This is a genomic window from Vibrio kanaloae (assembly GCF_024347535.1).
GTDB lineage: Bacteria > Pseudomonadota > Gammaproteobacteria > Enterobacterales > Vibrionaceae > Vibrio > Vibrio kanaloae.
The window spans coordinates 441,336-461,946 of the sequence record NZ_AP025497.1 but is presented as its reverse complement, the minus strand read 5'-3'; the positions used below and the strand labels follow the sequence as shown (position 1 = coordinate 461,946).

21 protein-coding genes are annotated in these 20,611 nt (G+C 45.1%); 16 read left to right on the top strand and 5 right to left on the bottom strand.

Translation table 11 applies throughout. From position 1 onward, the window contains the following. Window positions 1-11: 11 nt before the first annotated feature. Window positions 12-1,970: a ligand-gated channel protein gene (locus OCV24_RS02300; protein ID WP_150878395.1), complete on the bottom strand. Its 1,959-nt coding sequence runs from the start codon at window positions 1,968-1,970 to the stop codon at window positions 12-14. A gap of 140 nt (window positions 1,971-2,110) precedes the next feature. On the opposite strand from OCV24_RS02300, the gene OCV24_RS02295 reads away from it, so the two are divergent. Next, a complete protein-coding gene (locus OCV24_RS02295) occupies window positions 2,111-3,004 on the top strand; it encodes a LysR family transcriptional regulator (protein ID WP_150878397.1) in 894 nt (297 codons plus the stop codon). Between the two features lie 92 nt (window positions 3,005-3,096). Here the strand turns inward: OCV24_RS02295 and tkt are convergent, their stop codons facing one another. Next, window positions 3,097-5,091 (bottom strand): transketolase, encoded by a 1,995-nt coding sequence (tkt, locus tag OCV24_RS02290; protein ID WP_150878399.1) that lies wholly within the window; start codon window positions 5,089-5,091, stop codon window positions 3,097-3,099. Between the two features lie 389 nt (window positions 5,092-5,480). Between tkt and metK the strand changes: the two genes are divergently transcribed. From metK to ruvX, 8 genes are all read left to right on the top strand, one after another. After that, complete coding sequence (metK, locus tag OCV24_RS02285; protein WP_017056531.1) at window positions 5,481-6,635, top strand: methionine adenosyltransferase; 1,155 nt, start codon at window positions 5,481-5,483, stop codon at window positions 6,633-6,635. A gap of 369 nt (window positions 6,636-7,004) precedes the next feature. Beyond that, the gene (locus tag OCV24_RS02280; RefSeq protein WP_017056530.1) at window positions 7,005-7,802 is read left to right on the top strand and encodes a DUF2189 domain-containing protein; all 798 of its coding nucleotides are present in this window, start codon (window positions 7,005-7,007) and stop codon (window positions 7,800-7,802) included. Window positions 7,803-7,881: 79 nt separating this feature from the next. Beyond that, window positions 7,882-8,382, top strand: coding sequence for a SprT family zinc-dependent metalloprotease (locus tag OCV24_RS02275; protein ID WP_046225192.1), 501 nt, complete (start codon window positions 7,882-7,884; stop codon window positions 8,380-8,382). Window positions 8,383-8,478: 96 nt separating this feature from the next. Further along, window positions 8,479-9,210, top strand: coding sequence for an endonuclease (locus OCV24_RS02270; protein ID WP_046225191.1), 732 nt, complete (start codon window positions 8,479-8,481; stop codon window positions 9,208-9,210). A 145-nt stretch (window positions 9,211-9,355) separates the two neighbouring features. Further along, window positions 9,356-10,087, top strand: a complete 732-nt coding sequence (gene rsmE, locus OCV24_RS02265) for a 16S rRNA (uracil(1498)-N(3))-methyltransferase (protein ID WP_150878401.1) — start codon at window positions 9,356-9,358, stop codon at window positions 10,085-10,087. Between the two features lie 9 nt (window positions 10,088-10,096). After that, on the top strand, window positions 10,097-11,047 hold the full coding sequence (gshB, locus tag OCV24_RS02260) for a glutathione synthase (protein ID WP_077680891.1): 951 nt from the start codon (window positions 10,097-10,099) through the stop codon (window positions 11,045-11,047). Between the two features lie 106 nt (window positions 11,048-11,153). Then, the gene (locus OCV24_RS02255; RefSeq protein ID WP_017056525.1) at window positions 11,154-11,717 is read left to right on the top strand and encodes a YqgE/AlgH family protein; all 564 of its coding nucleotides are present in this window, start codon (window positions 11,154-11,156) and stop codon (window positions 11,715-11,717) included. A 52-nt stretch (window positions 11,718-11,769) separates the two neighbouring features. Continuing rightward, window positions 11,770-12,192, top strand: coding sequence for a Holliday junction resolvase RuvX (ruvX, locus tag OCV24_RS02250; RefSeq protein ID WP_029626997.1), 423 nt, complete (start codon window positions 11,770-11,772; stop codon window positions 12,190-12,192). A gap of 319 nt (window positions 12,193-12,511) precedes the next feature. Here ruvX and OCV24_RS02245 read toward each other — a convergent pair whose 3' ends face one another. Both OCV24_RS02245 and OCV24_RS02240 read right to left on the bottom strand, forming a co-directional pair. Further along, the gene (locus OCV24_RS02245) at window positions 12,512-13,621 is read right to left on the bottom strand and encodes a PilT/PilU family type 4a pilus ATPase (RefSeq protein WP_046225188.1); all 1,110 of its coding nucleotides are present in this window, start codon (window positions 13,619-13,621) and stop codon (window positions 12,512-12,514) included. A gap of 15 nt (window positions 13,622-13,636) precedes the next feature. Next, entirely contained in the window at window positions 13,637-14,674 is a 1,038-nt protein-coding gene (locus OCV24_RS02240) for a type IV pilus twitching motility protein PilT (protein ID WP_017056522.1), read from the bottom strand. A 26-nt stretch (window positions 14,675-14,700) separates the two neighbouring features. Here OCV24_RS02240 and OCV24_RS02235 point away from each other — a divergent pair, with 26 nt between their 5' ends. The 7 genes from OCV24_RS02235 to hemW all read left to right on the top strand — a co-directional run bounded on the left by OCV24_RS02235 (window position 14,701) and on the right by hemW (window position 19,555). Next, complete coding sequence (locus OCV24_RS02235) at window positions 14,701-15,405, top strand: YggS family pyridoxal phosphate-dependent enzyme (RefSeq protein WP_017056521.1); 705 nt, start codon at window positions 14,701-14,703, stop codon at window positions 15,403-15,405. 82 nt (window positions 15,406-15,487) lie between these two features. Beyond that, on the top strand, window positions 15,488-16,306 hold the full coding sequence (proC, locus tag OCV24_RS02230; RefSeq protein ID WP_046225187.1) for a pyrroline-5-carboxylate reductase: 819 nt from the start codon (window positions 15,488-15,490) through the stop codon (window positions 16,304-16,306). Window positions 16,307-16,383: 77 nt separating this feature from the next. Further along, window positions 16,384-16,941 (top strand): YggT family protein, encoded by a 558-nt coding sequence (locus tag OCV24_RS02225; RefSeq protein ID WP_017067798.1) that lies wholly within the window; start codon window positions 16,384-16,386, stop codon window positions 16,939-16,941. A gap of 29 nt (window positions 16,942-16,970) precedes the next feature. Continuing rightward, complete coding sequence (gene yggU / locus OCV24_RS02220) at window positions 16,971-17,261, top strand: DUF167 family protein YggU (RefSeq protein ID WP_017056518.1); 291 nt, start codon at window positions 16,971-16,973, stop codon at window positions 17,259-17,261. A 28-nt stretch (window positions 17,262-17,289) separates the two neighbouring features. After that, window positions 17,290-17,721, top strand: coding sequence for a DUF4426 domain-containing protein (locus tag OCV24_RS02215; RefSeq protein WP_017056517.1), 432 nt, complete (start codon window positions 17,290-17,292; stop codon window positions 17,719-17,721). 47 nt (window positions 17,722-17,768) lie between these two features. Then, window positions 17,769-18,368: an XTP/dITP diphosphatase gene (locus OCV24_RS02210; RefSeq protein ID WP_017056516.1), complete on the top strand. Its 600-nt coding sequence runs from the start codon at window positions 17,769-17,771 to the stop codon at window positions 18,366-18,368. Further along, window positions 18,368-19,555 carry a radical SAM family heme chaperone HemW gene (gene hemW, locus OCV24_RS02205; protein ID WP_150878403.1) on the top strand — a complete coding sequence of 396 codons (1,188 nt, stop codon included), beginning with the start codon at window positions 18,368-18,370 and terminating at the stop codon, window positions 19,553-19,555. The genes OCV24_RS02210 and hemW overlap by 1 nt, the downstream gene beginning before the upstream one ends. A 69-nt stretch (window positions 19,556-19,624) precedes the next feature. Here the strand turns inward: hemW and glsB are convergent, their stop codons facing one another. After that, window positions 19,625-20,545: a glutaminase B gene (gene glsB, locus OCV24_RS02200; protein ID WP_077680896.1), complete on the bottom strand. Its 921-nt coding sequence runs from the start codon at window positions 20,543-20,545 to the stop codon at window positions 19,625-19,627. Window positions 20,546-20,611 lie beyond the last annotated feature (66 nt).

Sequence of the window (20,611 nt, the reverse complement as noted above, 5' to 3'; positions counted from 1 at the left end):
TACAACAATCATTAAAATGCGACGTCTAAACCTAACCAGTAGCGACGACCATCTTCGACATATCCGTATTCTTCGTAACTGATTTCCTCGTCCAGCAAGTTATAGATCGCACCTTTGATACGAGTGTTATCGGTTAACTGGTATGTCACACCGGCGTCCACAAAGGTATAAGCGGGCTCTATGATACTGTTTCTTGATGGACCCGTAACCGGATCCATTTCTTTACCTCGGTAAGTAACTTTAGCCCAACTCTCTAGGTCTACTGTTGTTTGCCAAGCCACATCAACGTTAAATAGATGCTTTGGTAACTGCTGTAACGGCATGCCTTTGTATTCACCTGTTTTTTGTTCGGAATCGGTAAATGTGTAGCTCGAGCTGATATAAATAGTTTCTGTTAACGGCGATGCTAAAGTCGCTTCAATACCTTGTGTGACGGCTTCATCCACGTTGATACGGTACGTAGGATCTGCTCCCCATTGGTTTGGTCCATCAGTACAGATGGTATCTGGACAAACAACACGTGTGATTTTGTCTTTGAACTCATTATGGAATGCAGTCAAAGAGACATCTAAACCAGCGTCACCTTGATACAAGACGCTGATTTCTTTGTTTAGCGACGTTTCAGGATCAAGATCTGGGTTACCGTAAATATTACCTCCACCGCTGACTTGTGCCCAACCAGGAGTAATTTCACGTAATTGCGGAGAACGGAAACCGGTTGCCACACCACCTTTCACAGTCCAAGACGGGTCAACACGCCATACACCATAAACACGCGGGCTAAAGTGCGCGCCATAGTTTTCGTCATGATCTAGACGACCACCAAACGTAACGCTAAACGGATCGGCGACTCTCCATTCATCTTCAATGAAAACTGCCCACTGCGTATTCGATGTTTCGGTCTTCGATGACGCTTTGTTGGAAGTAAAATCCTCAAGCTCCGCATGAGTGGCGTCCACACCGGTCGTCAGCGTATGGTTTCCAATACCAGTCACTAAACTCGACTTGAACGTGGTATTGGTGATCATCATCTCACGAGATTTGTTTTCGCTCTCTTCACGTTGCAAGTAAGTATCTGATAGGCCAACCGAGTCCCAATCGCCGTTGTGACTCAGTGTGACGTAATTACGACTATATTCGTTGAGCGAATCCTCACAACCTCTTCGGCAACCCGTAGTGGGTACGGAGAGTCCAACGTTCCCACGACGACTTTGTGCCGATGTGCCCCCTTCTAGTTGCACAGAATGGCGGTCATTAACCTGGTAGGTCAGTTTTGACGAGATACTTTGCATATCTTTATCTTCATAACCGTATTCAATATCATCTTCTTCTCTTGCGGTATACTGACCGTATACTTGGAGAGATAGGTTTTCGGCTAGCGGCCCATTGACGAAGAAATTCGCACTCTGTTCTCCGCCCGAGCGACTGTTGTCTTGCAAAACCGTGCCTAGTTGAACGTTACCCGTCCACTCCATCGCGTCTTTTCGTGTGATCACGTTAATCACACCACCAATCGCATCAGAGCCATAAAGCGTCGACATTGGGCCACGAATGACCTCAATTCTCTCAATCGCTTGAAGAGGGGGTAGCCAACCTTGTTCAATACCAGGGCCGTCACTATTTGGGCGAGTTTCACGCGTGCTTTGGCGCTTACCATCGACGAGTATCAAGGTGTATTTAGAACCCATACCACGAATACTGATGTCGGTAGTGTCGCCACCACCAGTCACGACAACACCAGGTACACTTTTTAGTGCATCAGTAACATCACGATAATAACGCGAGTCCAACTCCTCACGCGAAATCACACTGATACTTGCAGGTGCGTCCGCTTGAGATTGTTCATAACTTGATGCAGTTACAACCACTGTTTCCATTCTAGAAACCGCATCATTGGCAAAAACATGAGGGATACTGACAAAGGCAAAAATACCAGTTGCAGTAATAACTGGCAGTCTAAGAGTAGACATCTACATCTCCATAATTGATAATGATTATTATTTTCAAACGCAAATTATTCATAAATAGAGTGAGATGCATAGTGATAGTTATGGAACGGTTCCTCCCATTTATGGAACCCATACATAACTCAGTAAGGAATAAATGAAATATGCACGACTTAGCATCAATTCGAGCCTTTGATGCGCTCAATCAGCATAAGAGCTTGACCGCCGCTGCCAAGGCCCTTAACCAACCTAAATCAACGCTGAGTCGTCGCTTGGCACAATTAGAAGAAGATTTCGGTCAAGCTCTAACAGCAAGACAAGGCAACCGATTAGTTCTAACAAGAGCAGGAGAAATTTTTGCCCACTACAGTCGCCAGATTCTTGAGCTAAGTGAAGAGAGTTATGATGCGCTCCAAGGTTTAACGAACCAAGTCTCAGGGCCGCTGCATATTGTTTGTCACACAGCATTAGTTAGAAGTTGGCTAGGCGGTGTACTCAACGGCTTTCTCGCCGGTAACCCTGACGTCAGGGTCCAACTCACCAGCGACTTTTCTGAAGCGCATCATGACCCAGATTTGTTCATCTGGCTCGGTGAGCGTAAGGATCTCGGTTGGCGCAAAGAGGTATTAGGCTCATTTCGTTACACGCCCTTTGCCTCTCCAGCTTATCTAGAACAACATGGTTCGCTCCGACACCCCAAAGAACTTGAAGCGCACCCTTGGATAGACTTTGGCTCGATACAAGAAAACGGATTGATGCTCACGCACCCTCAACACGGTGAGTTCTTCTTAGATCCATTTATTAGTCGCTTATACAGCGACAACATCGCCATGCAGATCGACAGCATCGCGAATGGTCATGGTATTGGGTTGCTGCCAACTTGGACAGCAAGCGGTTATGAGCAACATCACCCGGGGCGAATCACGCCTTGCTTAGAAGGTTGGCTTTCGGAGCCCATATCCATTAACTGCTATACGCCAGCAGGAAGACCACCACTGCGCTTATCCGTACTTTTAGAGCGCATTTACCAAAGCATTCCACAAAGTTGGAAAACCTGACACAATTAAAAAAGGCCATCGCAATGATGGCCTTTCTAAATTTAGCATCTAACAGTCGTCCTTTACGTTCGACTGTTGAGGCAGTCTAGCAGTTACGCTAGCAGTTCTTTCGCTGTGTTTACTACGTTTTCAATAGTGAAACCGAACATCTTGAATAGCTCACCTGCTGGTGCAGACTCGCCGAACGTTGTCATACCGATGATCTTGCCACCGAAACCAACGTACTTGTACCAGAAGTCAGCGATGCCAGCTTCTACAGCGATACGTGCAGTTACGTCAGATGGAAGTACAGACTCACGGTACTGCGCGTCTTGCTTGTCGAACGCGTCAGTAGCAGGCATAGAAACTACACGTACTTTCTTACCTTCAGCCGTTAGTTCAGCAGCAGCGTTAACCGCTAGCTCAACTTCAGAACCTGTTGCGATTAGGATAAGCTCTGGCTTGCCTTCACAATCTTTCAGGATGTAACCACCCTTAGCTATGTTTGCTACTTGCTCAGCGTCACGATCTTGTTGTGCAAGGTTTTGACGAGAGAAGATAAGTGCAGAAGGACCATCTTTACGCTCGATTGCCAGTTTCCAAGCAACAGCAGACTCAACTTGGTCACATGGACGCCATGTGCTCATGTTTGGAGTTAGACGTAGAGAAGCGATCTGCTCAACTGGTTGGTGGGTTGGACCATCTTCGCCAAGACCGATAGAGTCATGCGTGTAAACTTGGATGTTCTGAGTTTTCATCAGAGCAGCCATACGCATAGCGTTACGAGCGTATTCCATGAACATTAGGAACGTTGCGCCGTAGGGTACGAAACCACCGTGCAGAGCGATACCGTTCATGATAGCAGTCATACCGAATTCACGTACACCGTAGTGGATGTAGTTACCAGAGAAGTCGTTTGCTTCAAGAGACTTAGAACCAGACCACATAGTCAGGTTAGAAGGTGCAAGGTCAGCAGAGCCGCCCATGAATTCAGGTAGCATAGCACCGAACGCTTCTAGAGCATTTTGAGATGCTTTACGTGATGCGATGTTTGCTGGGTTAGCTTGAAGATCAGCGATAATTGCTGATGCTTTCTCTTCCCACTGTGCAGGAAGATCACCGTTTACGCGGCGTTTGAATTCAGCTGCCAGCTCAGGGTATGCTGCTTCATAAGCTGCAAGTTTCTCGTTCCACGCTGCTTCCTTAGCTGCGCCTGCTTCTTTCGCATCCCACTCTGCGTAAACTTCCGACGGAATTTCAAAAGGACCGTGCTCCCAACCTAGTTGTTTACGAGTTGCTGCGATTTCGTCAGCGCCTAAAGGTGCACCGTGACAGTCGTGCGTACCTGCTTTGTTTGGAGAACCAAATCCGATTACTGTTTTAGTACAGATAAGAGTAGGACGAGGATCCGCTTTAGCCGCTTCAATCGCTGCGTTGATCGCGTCAGAGTCATGACCATCTACCGCTGGGATTACGTGCCAGCCGTATGCTTCAAAACGCTTAGGGGTATCGTCAGAGAACCAACCCTCAACTTCACCATCGATAGAGATGCCGTTGTCATCCCAGAAAGCAACTAGCTTACCAAGACCAAGCGTACCTGCTAGAGAACAGGCTTCGTGAGAAATGCCTTCCATCAGACAACCATCACCCATGAATGCATAAGTGTAGTGGTCTACGATATCGTGGCCTTCTTTGTTGAATTGTGCCGCAAGCGCTTTCTCAGCCATTGCCATACCGACAGCGTTAGTAATGCCTTGACCTAGAGGACCAGTCGTTGTCTCGATACCAGGAGCGTAACCGTACTCTGGGTGACCTGGAGTCTTAGAGTGCAGTTGACGGAAGTTTTTCAGGTCTTCAATTGAAAGCTCGTAACCTGCAAGGTGAAGCAGAGAATAAATCAACATTGAACCATGGCCGTTAGACAAGATAAAACGGTCGCGGTCAGCCCACTCTGGGTTTGCTGGGTTGTGGTTCAAGTGGCCACGCCAAAGAACTTCAGCGATGTCAGCCATACCCATAGGTGCGCCTGGGTGACCAGAGTTTGCTTGTTGAACACCGTCCATGCTAAGCGCACGGATTGCATTGGCTAGAACTTTACGAGAAGGCATGTCTGCTCCTGAGTACATAAGCGATTTAAAAAAAGTTAATGCTAAAAATTTCATTTTTATTAGCGCGGGTATTCTCTCAAACGACTATAGCGACTGCAAACGATTTACTGTCCTTTTAACCATCATTTTTCGCAATTTTTACCCATTTATATCACTTGGTAATGGCTTATATCACCCGGCACGCAAACGTTTAGTTATGTCATATCATAAAAAAGAGCTTGTAATTCGACCATTGGAATTTAGAATGGCCGTCTAGAAGTAGAAACACCTACAAAATATACTGTATTTAATGGCGGCGCTTCCTTAACTTGCGACGCCTAAAATTATTTGCATTTAATCTATTTGCAACTAAAACACTATTTGCAACTAAAACTAAAAGTGGAGCTCTCATGGCTAAGCACCTATTCACTTCTGAATCTGTTTCAGAAGGCCATCCAGATAAAATTGCAGACCAAATCTCTGATGCTGTTCTTGATGCCATCTTGGAACAAGATCCAAAAGCACGTGTTGCTTGTGAGACTTACGTAAAAACCGGCATGGTGATGGTTGGCGGTGAAGTAACAACGTCTGCATGGGTTGATATTGAAGAAATCACTCGTGAAACAGTACGTGAAATTGGTTACGTTCATTCTGATATGGGCTTTGACGCTGACTCTTGTGCCGTTCTAAACACAATTGGTAAGCAGTCTCCAGACATCAACCAAGGTGTTGATAAAACAGACCCGAAAGAGCAAGGCGCTGGCGACCAAGGTATCATGTTTGGTTACGCGACTAACGAAACACCAATCCTAATGCCTGCTCCAATTACTTACTCTCACCTTCTTGTTAAAAAGCAAGCTGAAGTACGTAAGAGTGGCAAGCTTAACTTCCTTCGCCCAGATGCGAAGTCTCAAGTAACATTCCAGTACGATCAAGGTAAGATCGTGGGTATTGATGCCGTTGTTCTTTCAACTCAGCACTGTGATTCAGTCACAACACCTGACCTACGTGAAGCGGTAATGGAAGAGATCATCAAGCCAGTATTGCCTTCAGAGTGGATCAATAAAGACACTAACTTCTTCATCAATCCAACAGGTCGTTTCGTAATCGGTGGCCCAATGGGTGACTGTGGTCTAACTGGTCGTAAGATCATTGTTGATACCTACGGCGGCGCAGCTCGTCACGGTGGCGGTGCATTCTCTGGTAAAGATCCATCAAAAGTTGACCGTTCTGCAGCTTACGCAGCGCGTTACGTTGCGAAAAACATCGTTGCAGCAGGTATGGCTGACCGTTGTGAGATTCAACTGTCTTACGCTATCGGTGTTGCTGATCCTACATCTATCATGGTTGAAACGTTCGGTACTGAAAAAGTAGCGCACGAGATCATCATTGAAGCCGTTCGTCAAAACTTCGATCTACGCCCATACGGTCTTCAAGAGATGCTGAACCTTCTTCAACCTATCTACAAGCAGACTGCTGCATACGGCCACTTCGGTCGTGAAGAGTTCCCTTGGGAAGCGACAGACAAAGCAGCAATCCTTGCGGACTTCGCTGGCCTAAAATAATTTAGCCACTGCGATTTGTTTCTTTAAAGCCCTTATTTCTTAGTAAGGGCTTTATTTTTATGTACTTACCGAACTTTCACTCGCCATTCCCTTCTCTAACGCCCTTCTTTACCGTTAACCACTTAGTATAAAAAGCCACTGATAATTTGTATTTTCTAGCACTACTGACAATAGTTAAGGTAACTCCTAGACGATCAAGCTCACGTTTAACCCTAATGTATTTAGTCTGAAAATCATTAGTTAAATGAATGCGAGAGCAAAAACTAGGACGATTACGAGCGATTGAGCTCGACACCATAACGCTAATGTAAACCACACCACTGAGCCTTATGGAATTATAACTAGGACGTTATTTAACTAGGGGGAATTATGCCTCGTACCGTGCACCCATCGGAACTGAACAATAAAAAAGATAAGGTCAGCGATCAGGATTACGCTCGAACCATTCCTTGTAACCAAGTTAGCATTTCAGCACCCTTTCATTGGTTGTCACTAGCTCTACACGACTTCGTGAAAATGCCATTAATAAGCGCATTTTACGGCTTGTGTTTTATGGCAGCAGCCATCGCCATAGTCCAACTTGTCCAATGGCAAGGAACACACCTAGTCGTTATGCCGAGCTTAATAGTCTATATGTTAATAGGGCCTTTTCTTGCTCTAGGCCTGTATGACGCCAGCTGGGAAAGAGAAAAAGGACACAACGCTAGCCTACTGCACTCAATGAAAGCCATCACACGAAACTCAACCCATCAATGGGCCTTTGCGATTGTATTGATGGTAGCGATGATTTTCTGGATGCGAATCGCGGCGTTATTGCACGCGTTATATCCTTCTGTTCAAGGGGCTCCACTAACTGAATTCGCTCCATTCTTGATTACAGGCTCTTTAATTGGGCTAATCATCGCTAGCCTAATATTCAGTATTTCAGCGTTTTCAATTCCATTAATGATGGAGCGACGCGTTGATGTAATGAGCGCCATTTTCACTAGCTTCAACGCAGTGAAAGCAAACATCCCAGCAATGGTTGTGTGGGCGAGTATTATTTGTTCCGGTATTCTGGTGGGCTTTGCAACCTACGGCATCGGTATGATCGTCACCATGCCGCTACTTGGTTATGGTACATGGCATGCTTATCACGAGATCATCAAGAAAAAACATCACGTGTAAAGCATCGCTAGATTAACAAGCAATGTTATTATGAGGCCTTAGCTTAACGCTGAGGTCTTTTATTTGGAGTTAACAACGTTTGTCTTACACCCCACAACAACATCGCGCAAATAAGAAACTGGCGGAGTGTCTCGCTATTGCTAATCAACATTTCTCTCGTGAGTTTCCATACCCAACTATCACTTATAAATTAAGAGGTAAATCGGCAGGAAAGGCCTACCTTCAGTTAAATGAAATTAAGCTCAACCACGTGCTATTTAGCGAAAACGAAGACGCCTTTATCAACGAGGTTGTTCCTCATGAACTCGCACACTTGATCACGCATCAGGTCTTCGGACGCGTTAGGCCTCATGGAAACGAGTGGAAATACGTTATGGAAAAGGTATTCAACGTACCAGCCAGAACGACTCATAGCTTTGAAATCTCTTCAGTTCAAGGAAAAACCTTTGAATACCGCTGCGACTGCACCGTTTACCCACTATCAATTAGACGACATAACAAAGTCCTTCGAAATCAATCGACCTACCGATGCCAACTATGCCAACAAACCTTAGTTTTTACAGGCACTCAACTAAGCTAATAACCGATTGATTCACTCGTTCGGATAAATCTAATAGAGAGATCTAACATTTGAGTGATAGACTGATATTTATCATACTTTTATCAGTCTTTCTCTATGCAAAAAATCATCTTAAAAGCATTTGGCCTACCTGTATCTTTTTACTTATCGATAGTATTTGGCCTACTGGTAACCCAAAGCGTTTTCGCTGCCCCGCCAAGCTCATTCTACAAAGCCAAAAAAGAAGCGGTGAAGATTTATCTCGATCATCCGACTTCGTTTTATTGTGGTTGTGATATTACTTGGAAAGACAAGAAGAAAGGTATTCCAGACCTTAATGGTTGTGGCTACCAAGTCCGAAAACAGCAAAAGCGAGCAAGTCGAATTGAGTGGGAACACGTGGTTCCAGCTTGGCAATTTGGCCACCAGCGTCAGTGCTGGCAAGATGGCGGACGCAAAAACTGTACGCGAAATGATAAAATATTTAAATCCATGGAAGCTGATCTTCATAACCTAACGCCCACGATTGGCGAGGTTAATGGTGATCGATCCAATTACAATTTCAGTCAGTGGAATGGAATGGATGGCGTGAGCTATGGTCAGTGTGAAATGCAGGTCAACTTTAAACAGCGTAAAGTTATGCCGCCGGACAGAGCAAAAGGCTCTATCGCACGTACTTACCTTTACATGAGTCAAGAGTATGGTTTCAAGCTATCTAAACAGCAAACCAACCTGATGATGGCGTGGAACAAACAGTTTCCTGTCGATCAGTGGGAATGTACTCGTGATGAACGAATCTACGCCGTCCAAGGTAATCACAACCCATTTGTTTACCCAGCTTGCAAATAACACCACTCGCATAGCTATCTCTACCAAGCAAGAGTTTCAGCATTGCCCTTGAAACTCTTGTTCTACCCTTGTTTTTTCGATTAAAAGCATCCATGTTAGGCATAGATAAAAATACCCAAATAATCATATTTATAGGTTTACCAGCATGAGAGTCCCTCGTATTCATCACCCAGAACGCATTCATCAGTTAGGCTCGCTCGCTTTAGGCGAAGATGCCGCGGGTCATGTTGGTCGTGTCCTTCGCATGAAAGAAGGCCAAGAAGTCCTTCTATTTGACGGCAGTGGCGCTGAGTTCCCTGCAACAATTATTGAAGTATCCAAGAAGAATGTCACGGTTCATGTTACTGAACGAATCGAGCGTAGCAGTGAATCTCCGTTAGACTTACATTTAGGCCAAGTGATTTCACGCGGTGATAAAATGGAGTTCACGATTCAGAAATCGGTTGAGCTTGGTGTGAACACCATTACCCCTCTAATTTCAGAACGCTGTGGCGTTAAGCTTGATACCAAACGCTTCGAGAAAAAACTCGCACAGTGGCAAAAAATTGCTATCGCGGCGTGTGAACAATGTGGCCGCAATACGGTTCCTGTCATTCGTCCTATTATGCAACTTGAAGAATGGTGTAGCGAAACCAGTGAAGCGTTAAAGCTAAACCTGCATCCTCGCGCAAAATACTCAATTAACACCCTTCCAGAACCCATCAGCAAGGTGCGCCTATTAATAGGCCCTGAAGGTGGATTGTCCTCTGAAGAAATCAGCATGACTGAACAATACAAATTTGAAGAGACGCTACTCGGCCCACGTGTACTTCGTACCGAGACAGCAGCTCTAACCGCAATTACTGCCTTACAAGTCCGTTTTGGCGATCTAGGCTAGGAGAAAAAAATGATCAAACTTGGCATCGTAATGGATCCAATTTCATCCATTAACATCAAAAAAGACTCTAGCTTTGCCATGATGCTTGAAGCTCAGCGTCGTGGTTACGAAATCCATTACATGGAAATGGATGATCTACACTTAGATCAGGGCGTAGCCATTGCTGACACAAAGGTTGTAGAACTAAAAGAAGATCCAAACGGTTGGTATGAGTTCAAGTCAGAGCAGACTATCGCGCTATCTGAATTAGATGCCGTACTGATGCGTAAAGATCCTCCGTTTGATACTGAGTACATCTACGCGACTTACATTCTTGAACGTGCTGAAGAGAACGGCGCACTGATCGTAAACAAACCGCAAAGCCTTCGTGACTGTAACGAGAAATTGTTCACAGCTTGGTTCCCTGAACTAACACCGACCACCATCGTGACTCGTAAAGCTGAAAAGATTAAAGAATTCCGCGAGAAGCACGGTGATGTGATCCTTAAACCACTGGATGGTATGGGTGGCGCATCTATCTTCCGAGTGAAGAAAGGCGATCCAAATGTATCGGTAATCATTGAAACATTGACCAACCACGGTCAAAATTACGCAATGGCACAAACTTTTGTTCCAGACATCAGTAATGGTGATAAGCGTATTCTTGTGGTTGATGGTGAGCCTATGCCTTACTGCTTAGCTCGTATTCCAGCGGAAGGGGAAACACGAGGTAACCTAGCGGCCGGTGGTACTGGTGTGGCTAGACCACTGAGTGATACTGACTGGGAAATAGCAAAAACAGTGGCTCCAACACTGAAAGAAAAAGGCTTAATCTTTGTTGGCCTTGATGTGATCGGTGACAAACTGACTGAAATTAACGTAACCAGCCCGACTTGTATTCGTGAAATCGAAGCCGCTTTTGATATTTCAGTAACAGGTAAACTGATGGACGCGATCGAACGTCGCGTTAAAGCAGAATAGCTTCCAGTCGATTGGCTTAGTTTAAATGATCTAAGCTGAATCGTTCTTAGCTAAACCAATGTAATGAGCGGCATAAGCCGCTCTTTTCTCAAAGGCAGGAGGCTTTATGAATTTAACCAATCACTTTCTGGTTGCTATGCCAGGAATGAAAGACCCTTACTTTCAAAACTCTGTAATTTACCTTTGTGAACACAACGATGAAGGTGCAATGGGGTTAATGATCAATGCCCCTATTGATATCACGGTTGGAAAAATGCTGGATCAAGTCGAGATCGACTCCATAAACCCAAAATCCAATCAAGCTAGCTTAGATAAGCCAGTGTTAAACGGAGGACCGGTAGCTGAAGATAGAGGTTTCATTTTACATAGGCCAAAAGGCAACTATCAATCTAGCATCAACATGACTGATCAAATCTCTGTCACGACCTCTAAAGATATCCTTACCGTGCTCGGAACTGGAGACGAGCCAGTGCATTACTTGGTCGCATTAGGCTATGCAGGTTGGGAACCAGGGCAGCTAGAAATAGAACTAACCGAAAACTCTTGGTTAACCGTTGAAGCCGACCCGAAAGTTATCTTCGATACCCCCATTGCAGATCGTTGGAAAGTTGCAGTGCAGATGTTAGGCATTAATGTTGCGCAATTATCGGCTGATTCAGGACACGCCTAAAACCAACTCATAACAATCAATACAAACCCAACTATTTAATTCTGGAACTTTTATGTCACGGACAATTATGGCATTTGATTACGGTACAAAAAGTATCGGTAGTGCAATCGGCCAAGAGATTACTGGTACCGCAAGTCCCTTAACAGCCTTCAAGGCTAAAGATGGTATTCCGAATTGGGATGATATCGAGAAGCAAATCAAAGAATGGCAACCTAATCTGATTATCGTCGGTTTGCCAACGGATTTACACGGCAAAGATCTAGCAACCATTACTCCAAGAGCAAAGAAGTTTGCTAATCGCCTCAAAGGGCGCTTTGGTATTGATGTCGAACTTCATGATGAAAGACTGTCTACAGCTGAAGCCAGATCCGAGCTTTTTGATATGGGCGGTTATAAAGCATTAAGCAAAGGAAATGTGGATAACCAATCTGCTGTTGTCATTCTAGAGAGCTGGTTTGAAGCACAATATTTTTAACTCAGCATTAAGCGAGCAATGATTACACTCTATTCTAACCTTGTAATCATATAGCGACGTAATGTTGATGCGATTCATTATTAGGTTAGTGATAGATCATATAAAACTTATCTAACACCCTGCGCAGTTCTAACGATAATAGTATGTAACTCAATGGACGCTGGCGAAACTGGCGACGGTTATCCAACTAAAAATTAAATAAGAAAAGAGCGTGGTGACGCGAATGATAATTTCAGCTTCTCATAAAGGTTAAACCTTCCCCCCACAGCTTGTTGTGGGGGAGCTATTTATCCTCTCTTATAAAAATCAGCGGCACCAATTAACCCATATCGATTTTCACACTGCTGAGGGCTCCTATGCCATTGTCATTATCACCTCGCTTGGTTTTCAACATTAAGCGCAGATCATTAGCAGAGTCGGCACTATGAAACGCATCTTCTTCGCTGATTTTGCCCGCAACGACTAAATCATACAAAGCTTGGTCAAAGGTCTGCATCCCAATCTCCTTCGATTTAGCCATTGTCGATTTGAGTTCATGCAACTCACCACGACGAATCAGGTCCGACACTCGCGGGCTGTTCAAAAGAACCTCGAACACCCCATGACGACCATTGGCATTCTTGTCTCGAATTAATTGCTGTGCCACCACACCACGTAAGTTCATCGACAGATCAAACAAGAATTGCTCTTTTTGCTCTTTGGGAACCAAATGCAGAATACGTTCTAGTGCTTGATTAGCATTATTTGCATGCAGAGTTGCCATACACAGGTGACCAGTCTCAGCAAAAGTCATCGCGTACTCCATGGTTTCACGGCTACGGATCTCACCAATCAAGATCATGTCGGGAGCTTGGCGCAGGGAGTTCTTAAGCGCGACTTCATAACTCTCAGTGTCGAGTCCGACCTCACGCTGAGTAACAATGCACTTTCTATGTTCATGCACGAATTCAATCGGATCTTCAATCGTCAAAATATGACCAGAACGGTTAGCATTCCGGTACCCTGTCATCGCAGCCATTGAAGTTGATTTACCAGACCCCGTCGCTCCAACCACTAGCACAAGTCCGCGTTTCGCTATTGAAAGGTCTTGTAGCACATCAGGAAGCTTTAATTGTTCAAAGGTTGGAATGTTAGTCTCGATGCGTCTAATTACCGCACCAGGAAGCTCTCGTTGGAAGAAAGCACTCACACGAAAACGGCCAATATCACGCACAATCGCAAAATTAGCCTCGCGTGTTTGTTGGTATTCATCGCGTCGATCTTGCTCCATCATCGCATCAAGCAATTGAGAGACCTGAGCCGTATTCAGCTTTTCTCCCTGAGGCCGCAGTTCACCATCAACACGAAACAAAACTGGTGCGTCCACGGTGATGTAAAGATCCGACGCTTTCTGTGAAAGCATGCCTTCAAGAATTTGATTCAACTCCATATGATTCATCCTGACTTAAAACCGCGAGGTTTCGATTTCAATCTTCTTCTCGACTTCTTCTGAATCAACTAAACCTTGGGCCATAAGCTGCTTCGCATTCTGCTCCATGGTTTGCATACCATGTGCTGCGCCAGTTTGAATAATCGAGTACATCTGTGCAACTTTGTCTTCACGAATCAAGTTTCTAATTGCAGGTGTCGCCATCATAATTTCATGACAAGCCACACGACCACCGCCTACACGCTTTAACAATTTTTGAGCAATCACCGAGCGTAGTGATTCGGATAGCATTGAACGAACCATAGATTTGTCGCTGCCGGGGAACACATCAATAATGCGATCTATGGTTTTAGCAGCAGAACTGGTGTGCAGAGTACCAAAAACTAGATGGCCTGTTTCTGCGGCCGTTAGCGCTAAGCTGATCGTCTCTTGGTCACGAAGCTCACCCACAAGGATAACGTCAGGGTCTTCGCGCAATGCACTGCGTAGCGCCGCTTTAAAGCTGTGGGTATCACGATGAACTTCTCGCTGGTTAACGAGGCATTTATTGTTGGTATGAACGAATTCAATCGGGTCTTCGATCGTCAGGATGTGCTTGTTATGGTTACGGTTAACATAATCAACCATCGCCGCAAGAGTCGTCGATTTACCAGAACCAGTTGGGCCAGTGACCAGCACTAAACCTTTTTCGTAGTTAGCAATCTTTTCAAAGATTTCAGGCGCGCCTAACTGCTCTAAAGTTGGGATCTCTACAGGGATAGATCGAAACACAGCTGAGCAACCACGAGCTTGATTAAAAGCATTCACACGGAAACGACCAACATTGGGTAATTCAAAAGAGAAGTCGACTTCGAGTTTCTCTTCAAACTCACCGCGCTGTGAATCGTTCATGATCTCAAAAACTAAACGATGCACATCTGCATGACTCAAAGCGGGCACTCCAAGCTTTCTTACTTCACCATCTATACGTACCATTGGAGATACACCCGCAGAAAGATGTAGATCTGATGCGTTATGCTTTACACTAAAATCTAGTAACTCGGTGATATCCATTTATTTTCCCTTAAGTAAAGTCAGCTATGAGTAGTATTCAACAAAATATCAAACAAATCACCTCACAGATTCGTAGTGCTGAACAAAAGTGCGGACGAGATCCAGAGTCCGTGCAACTTTTAGCCGTCAGCAAAACTAAACCTATTGATGCGGTTCTAGAAGCCGCACTTGGAGGCCAAATTGCCTTTGGTGAAAACTATGTCCAAGAAGGTGTTGATAAAGTAAAACACTTTTCAGAACATCATTCTAACTTAAATTTGGAGTGGCATTTTATTGGCCCAATTCAGTCCAATAAAACCCGCCCAATCGCGGAAAGCTTCCAGTGGGTGCATTCCGTAGATCGCGATAAGATCGCACAAAGGCTTAATGACCAACGACCAAGCGAACTTCCACCCTTGCAAGTTTTGATTCAAGTAAATACCAGTGGTGAAGAGTCCAAGTCTGGAACGTCAGAACAGACAGTTTTTTCACTCGCAGAGTTGATTTCATCGCTACCCAACCTCACTTTAAGAGGATTGATGTCGATTCCTGCAAACGTATCTGACTATCAATCTCAGCTTAATGCATTTTCTCAACTGGCAGAGCTTAAAGGCAAGCTAGCCGCGAAGTATTCAGGCATTGATACCCTTTCGATGGGGATGAGTGGTGATATGGACGCAGCAGTTGAGGCTGGTAGCACCATGGTTCGTATTGGAACGGCTATTTTCGGCGCTCGTGATTACACGAAATAACCGTAGTAAGTAACCAACGACAAGTACAAGTATTGATACCGCTTCGCCTTATCCGCGCAGCGACAAGCTCAGGATTTTATATATGGAACATAAGAACATTGCCTTTATTGGGGCAGGAAACATGGTTCGCTCAATTGTAGCGGGCTTAGTGGCGAGTGGTTACCCAGCGCAAAAGATTACTGCGACAGCGCCTTCAGACACCAGAAGATTACCGTTAGAGCAAAAATACGGAATCAATACCACCAGCGACAACATTGCCGCAGCAGAGCAAGCAGATGTTGTGGTGTTATCAGTGAAGCCACAAATGATGGCTGATGTATGTAAACCCTTACAAGATATCGATTTTAGCAACAAACTGGTTGTCTCAATTGCCGCCGGTATTAATGCGAATCGGCTCAATGAGATGTTAAACTGCAAACTGAACCTTGTGCGTGTGATGCCAAACACGCCATCACTACTTGGTAAGGGGATGAGCGGCCTTTATGCTGATTCAACGGTCAGCCAAGGCGATAAAGACTTCGCTTCTCAGCTAATGCAAGCTGTAGGTGAAGTGAGTTGGGTTGAGCAAGAGTCTGGCATCAACAACATCATTGCGGCGGCGGGTAGTGCTCCTGCTTACTTCTTTTTGTTTATGGAAGCAATGCAAGCAGAGGCAATCAACCAAGGTTTCGACCGAGAAACCGCTCGAAAGCTAGTGCAGCAGTCAGCATTAGGCGCGGCAGAGATGGTGGTCATGAATCCAGATATTGAGTTATCAACATTGCGCGAACAGGTTACTTCAAAAGGCGGGACCACCGCAGAAGCACTACGCACATTTAACGAACACCAACTATCAGATATCGTAGCCAAAGCGATGCAAGCGGCGGTAGCTAGAGCTGAAGAGATGGAAAAACTGTTTTAATACTCATTACTGTAAAAAAAGCATTGTGTCGCTCAGGCTATACCTAAGCGGCAAGTAAATCCGAAAAAGGAAACAATATGAACTCGATGAGCTTTCTGATCTCGACCGTTTTTGATCTTTACATCATGGTTGTGATCTTGCGTATCTGGCTACAAGCATCACGTGCAGATTTCTACAATCCATTCTCACAATTCATCGTAAAAGCGACACAACCGGTTGTTGCTCCACTGCGCCGAGTTATTCCATCAATCGGCAGCCTTGATCTGGCGACGGTTGTTTTCGCTTATGTGCTGTGTGTACTTAAGTTCGTTGCTCTAAACCTGATTATCTCTGGCGGCGCGGCTGTATTTGATATTAGCTTCCTTATCTTTGGCGCTCTATCTCTGCTCAAAGCGGCTGGTGGCTTGATCTTCTGGGTTCTACTTATCCGTGCAATCCTAAGCTGGGTTAGCCAAGGTCGTAGCCCAATCGAGTACGTGTTCCATCAACTGACTGAACCAATGCTAGTGCCTATCCGCCGTATCCTTCCGGACATGGGTGGTTTCGACCTAAGCGTACTGGTTCTGTTCATTGTTCTGCAATTTGCGAACTTCCTAATGGGCGACATGATTGGTCCTATTTGGTATCAGCTATAATTCAAGTACGAACATCAGGTACTTTGACGATGCCAAAAGCGGTTTGGGCCGAGGAAGACGATATTCTTCTTAGGCTCTATATCCAACCCAAAGCAAGCCGAGACAAAATTGTCGGCTTGCACGGTGAGGAACTGAAAATTGCCATTACTGCACCACCGGTTGATGGCAAAGCCAATGCCCATTTAGCGAAATACCTTGCGAAACAGTTTAAGGTCGCAAAAGGGCAAGTTAAGATAGAAAAGGGAGAGCTCGGTAGGCACAAGCAAGTTCGAATATGCTCGCCAAGCCAAATCCCAACTGAAGTCAAAGCCATCCTATGATGGCTTTTTGCTATTTATTGGAGTCATTATGCGTCTATGGATAACAGCACTACTCACCGCTCTGATTGCCCTACCAAGCTCGGCAGGACAGTTTAAGAATATTAAGGATGTCGAGGTTCACTACTCGGCTTTTAACTCGACATTTATAACGGCGAAGGTCGCTAAGCAATATAAGCTTAAGCGAACTGGCTACTCAGCAATTCTGAACATCAGCGTGTTAGATAAGGCTTCCCTAGGCAAGCCTGCGACAACGGCTAAAATTACCGGAACAGCGAAGAACCTCGTTGGAAACACCCGTACTTTGAAGTTTCGCGAAATCAAAGAAGGCGATGCGATTTATTACCTTGCTGAGTTCCCCGTAACTCACGAAGAAAACATCACCTTCGACATCGATGTTAACGCAGGCCTAAAAGGCACTGGTCCACTGCGTTTCACACAGAAATTCTATATAGAAGAGTAAGCTCAAACCTTACTTTTCATTTATTAACTTATTAGAGCTACATTCCCATGAGTAAGATTGTTTTAGCAACAGGCAACCAAGGTAAAGTTCGCGAGATGGCAGATATTCTGTCTGAGTTTGGTTTTGACGTTGTCGCGCAAAGTGAATTTAACGTTTCAGAAGTCGCTGAAACAGGAACGACTTTCATTGAAAATGCCATCATCAAAGCTCGCCATGCAGCGAAAGAAACGGGGCTGCCAGCCATTGCTGACGACTCAGGTTTAGAGGTTGATTACTTAAATGGTGCGCCAGGCATCTACTCAGCGCGTTACTCAGGTGAAGGGGCAACCGATAAGCAGAACATCAAAAAATTGCTAAACGCGATGCAAGGTGTCGAAACTGAAAAGCGTACTGCGCGTTTCCACTGTGTGTTGGTACTAATGCGTCACGAAAACGATCCGACACCACTGGTATGCCACGGTAAATGGGAAGGTCGTATTCTGACTGAAGAACACGGTGAGAATGGCTTTGGCTACGATCCGGTATTCTTTGTACCTGAAGATAACTGCGCATCTGCTGAACTTGAATCAACACGTAAAAAGCAACTATCACACCGTGGTAAAGCCCTGACGTCACTATTCAAAGCACTCAAGGAGCAAGCTCTGTAATGCATAATACAGCGCTAATACCACCAGCACTTAGCCTCTATGTCCACATCCCATGGTGTGTACAAAAGTGTCCGTATTGTGATTTCAACTCACACGCTCTGAAAGCCGAGATCCCAGAAAAAGAGTACATCGATGCGCTACTTGAGGATCTCGATACTGATATCGAAAAGTACCAACTCAATGGCACCCCTCGTCCGTTGCATTCGATCTTTATTGGTGGTGGTACGCCGAGCCTATTCTCTCCAGAGGGAATCGGTCGATTACTCCAAGGTGTTGAACAACGTATCCCGTTCAAGCATGGAATAGAAATCACCATGGAAGCCAACCCGGGAACCATTGAAGCTGAGCGGTTCGCTGGTTACCAAAAGGCTGGGGTGAGTCGAATCTCGGTGGGTGTGCAAAGCTTTGAGCAAGAGAAGCTCGAAAGGCTTGGCCGTATTCATGGTCAAGATGAAGCGGTAAATGCCGCTCATTTAGCGCATAAAATTGGATTGAATAGCTTCAATCTAGACTTAATGCACGGCTTGCCCGATCAAAGCATTGATCAGGCCTTGGCGGATCTAGACAAAGCGATCGAGCTCGATCCACCACACTTATCTTGGTATCAACTCACAATAGAACCTAACACCATGTTCTATTATAAAACGCCAAAGCTGCCTGACGACGATGACCTTTGGGATATCTTCGACTTAGGCCATAAAAAGCTCTCAGATGCAGGTTATGTACAGTATGAAATTTCAGGCTACAGCAAGCCAGGATACCAATGTCAGCACAACCTCAACTATTGGCGCTTTGGTGACTACTTAGGTATTGGCTGTGGCTCTCATGGCAAGCTAAGTTTTGCTGATGGACGCATTGTTCGCACCACAAAGGTTAAGCACCCTAGAGGCTATTTAGCGGCTTACCAGAACATAGTGAAGCCTTACCTATCCAATGAATTTGAAGTGCCAAATGAAGATCGCCCTTTTGAATTCTTTATGAACCGCTTCAGGCTAATAGAAGCGTGTCCAAAACAAGATTTCATTGATACGACTGGGCTTGATTTTGACGCTGTTCATTCAACGATTGAGTGGGCAAAAGAACTAGGTTACTTGAACGAAACCGACACTCACTGGCAGGTCACTGAAAAAGGAAAGCTATTCCTCAACGACTTGCTAGAAGCCTTTATGGCAGAAGAAGACGAATAGTCGAACGCTAAAATGCATAAAGCCTTTCATCACGAGAGGCTTTTTTATTGAAACCGGAAACACTTATCGTTAGAAAATAGAACGACCAATACGCTCCGACAGCAGCTCTAGCGCCTTAGTGCCAGCAAGAGAGTTACCAGACGGATCCAGCTCAGGAGACCAAACAGCAATTGTCATCTCACCCGGAACGATGGCAATAATGCCGCCACCCACACCCGATTTTCCTGGCATACCAACACGATACGCAAACTCCCCCGCCCCATCGTATAAACCACATGTCGCAAGCAAAGCATTCAACTGCTTAGTTTGAACCGGCGTGATGATCTTTTTCTTAGTTTGAACCGACACCCCTTTATTGGCTAAATAGCTAAAGGTTTTCGCCAAATCAACACAGGTCATTTTAAGCGCACAAGCATGAAAGTAATTATTAAGCACAGGAATAACATCGTTCTCAAAGTTACCAAATGAACGCATCAAGTAAGCGATAGCCGCATTACGATCGCTGTGCATCATTTCTGAAGCCGCTACTATCTTGTCATACACAATATGAGTATCACCCGATAGCTGACGCACAAATTCTAATAAACGGTGTCTTGGTGCGGATAGACGACTGTGTAATAAGTCTGCTACTACAATAGCACCCGCATTGATAAACGGGTTACGGGGAATGCCTTGCTCCATCTCAAGTTGAATCATCGAGTTAAACGCTTGTCCAGAAGGCTCCTTGCCCACTCGCTGCCAAATTTCTTCGGGCTTATAAAGCACCATCGCTAACGTCAAGCTCAACGCTTTAGAGATGGATTGCACAGAAAAAGCTTCTTCTGCATCACCAGATTGAATCACCTCCCCTTCATTGGTGTATACCGCGATCGCCAACTTCTGGTTCGATACGCGAGCCAGTGCGGGGATGTAATCAGCGACCTTTCCCTGCCCAATTAAAGGACGAACCTCGTCTAAAATCTCGGCCAAAATAGCTTGAGTTGGTTTCATGTGTGCTTACTTCTATATTGTTATTTTTGTAGGGGATGACTTTACTTTTTTGTCCTTAAACCTCTA

Excerpts from the sequence above, each read along its gene's own strand:
- tkt (WP_150878399.1), bottom strand. The coding sequence starts at position 5,091 with ATGCCTTCTCGTAAAGTTCTAGCCAATGCAATCCGTGCGCTTAGCATG.
- yggU (WP_017056518.1), top strand. The coding sequence starts at position 16,971 with ATGCCAAAAGCGGTTTGGGCCGAGGAAGACGATATTCTTCTTAGGCTC.
- OCV24_RS02300 (WP_150878395.1), bottom strand. The coding sequence starts at position 1,970 with ATGTCTACTCTTAGACTGCCAGTTATTACTGCAACTGGTATTTTTGCC.
- ruvX (WP_029626997.1), top strand. The coding sequence starts at position 11,770 with ATGTCACGGACAATTATGGCATTTGATTACGGTACAAAAAGTATCGGT.
- hemW (WP_150878403.1), top strand. The coding sequence starts at position 18,368 with ATGCATAATACAGCGCTAATACCACCAGCACTTAGCCTCTATGTCCAC.
- OCV24_RS02210 (WP_017056516.1), top strand. The coding sequence starts at position 17,769 with ATGAGTAAGATTGTTTTAGCAACAGGCAACCAAGGTAAAGTTCGCGAG.
- OCV24_RS02235 (WP_017056521.1), top strand. The coding sequence starts at position 14,701 with ATGAGTAGTATTCAACAAAATATCAAACAAATCACCTCACAGATTCGT.
- OCV24_RS02225 (WP_017067798.1), top strand. The coding sequence starts at position 16,384 with ATGAACTCGATGAGCTTTCTGATCTCGACCGTTTTTGATCTTTACATC.
- OCV24_RS02295 (WP_150878397.1), top strand. The coding sequence starts at position 2,111 with ATGCACGACTTAGCATCAATTCGAGCCTTTGATGCGCTCAATCAGCAT.
- OCV24_RS02270 (WP_046225191.1), top strand. The coding sequence starts at position 8,479 with ATGCAAAAAATCATCTTAAAAGCATTTGGCCTACCTGTATCTTTTTAC.
- OCV24_RS02240 (WP_017056522.1), bottom strand. The coding sequence starts at position 14,674 with ATGGATATCACCGAGTTACTAGATTTTAGTGTAAAGCATAACGCATCA.
- proC (WP_046225187.1), top strand. The coding sequence starts at position 15,488 with ATGGAACATAAGAACATTGCCTTTATTGGGGCAGGAAACATGGTTCGC.
- OCV24_RS02280 (WP_017056530.1), top strand. The coding sequence starts at position 7,005 with ATGCCTCGTACCGTGCACCCATCGGAACTGAACAATAAAAAAGATAAG.
- OCV24_RS02215 (WP_017056517.1), top strand. The coding sequence starts at position 17,290 with ATGCGTCTATGGATAACAGCACTACTCACCGCTCTGATTGCCCTACCA.
- gshB (WP_077680891.1), top strand. The coding sequence starts at position 10,097 with ATGATCAAACTTGGCATCGTAATGGATCCAATTTCATCCATTAACATC.
- OCV24_RS02255 (WP_017056525.1), top strand. The coding sequence starts at position 11,154 with ATGAATTTAACCAATCACTTTCTGGTTGCTATGCCAGGAATGAAAGAC.
- metK (WP_017056531.1), top strand. The coding sequence starts at position 5,481 with ATGGCTAAGCACCTATTCACTTCTGAATCTGTTTCAGAAGGCCATCCA.
- OCV24_RS02245 (WP_046225188.1), bottom strand. The coding sequence starts at position 13,621 with ATGGAGTTGAATCAAATTCTTGAAGGCATGCTTTCACAGAAAGCGTCG.
- glsB (WP_077680896.1), bottom strand. The coding sequence starts at position 20,545 with ATGAAACCAACTCAAGCTATTTTGGCCGAGATTTTAGACGAGGTTCGT.
- rsmE (WP_150878401.1), top strand. The coding sequence starts at position 9,356 with ATGAGAGTCCCTCGTATTCATCACCCAGAACGCATTCATCAGTTAGGC.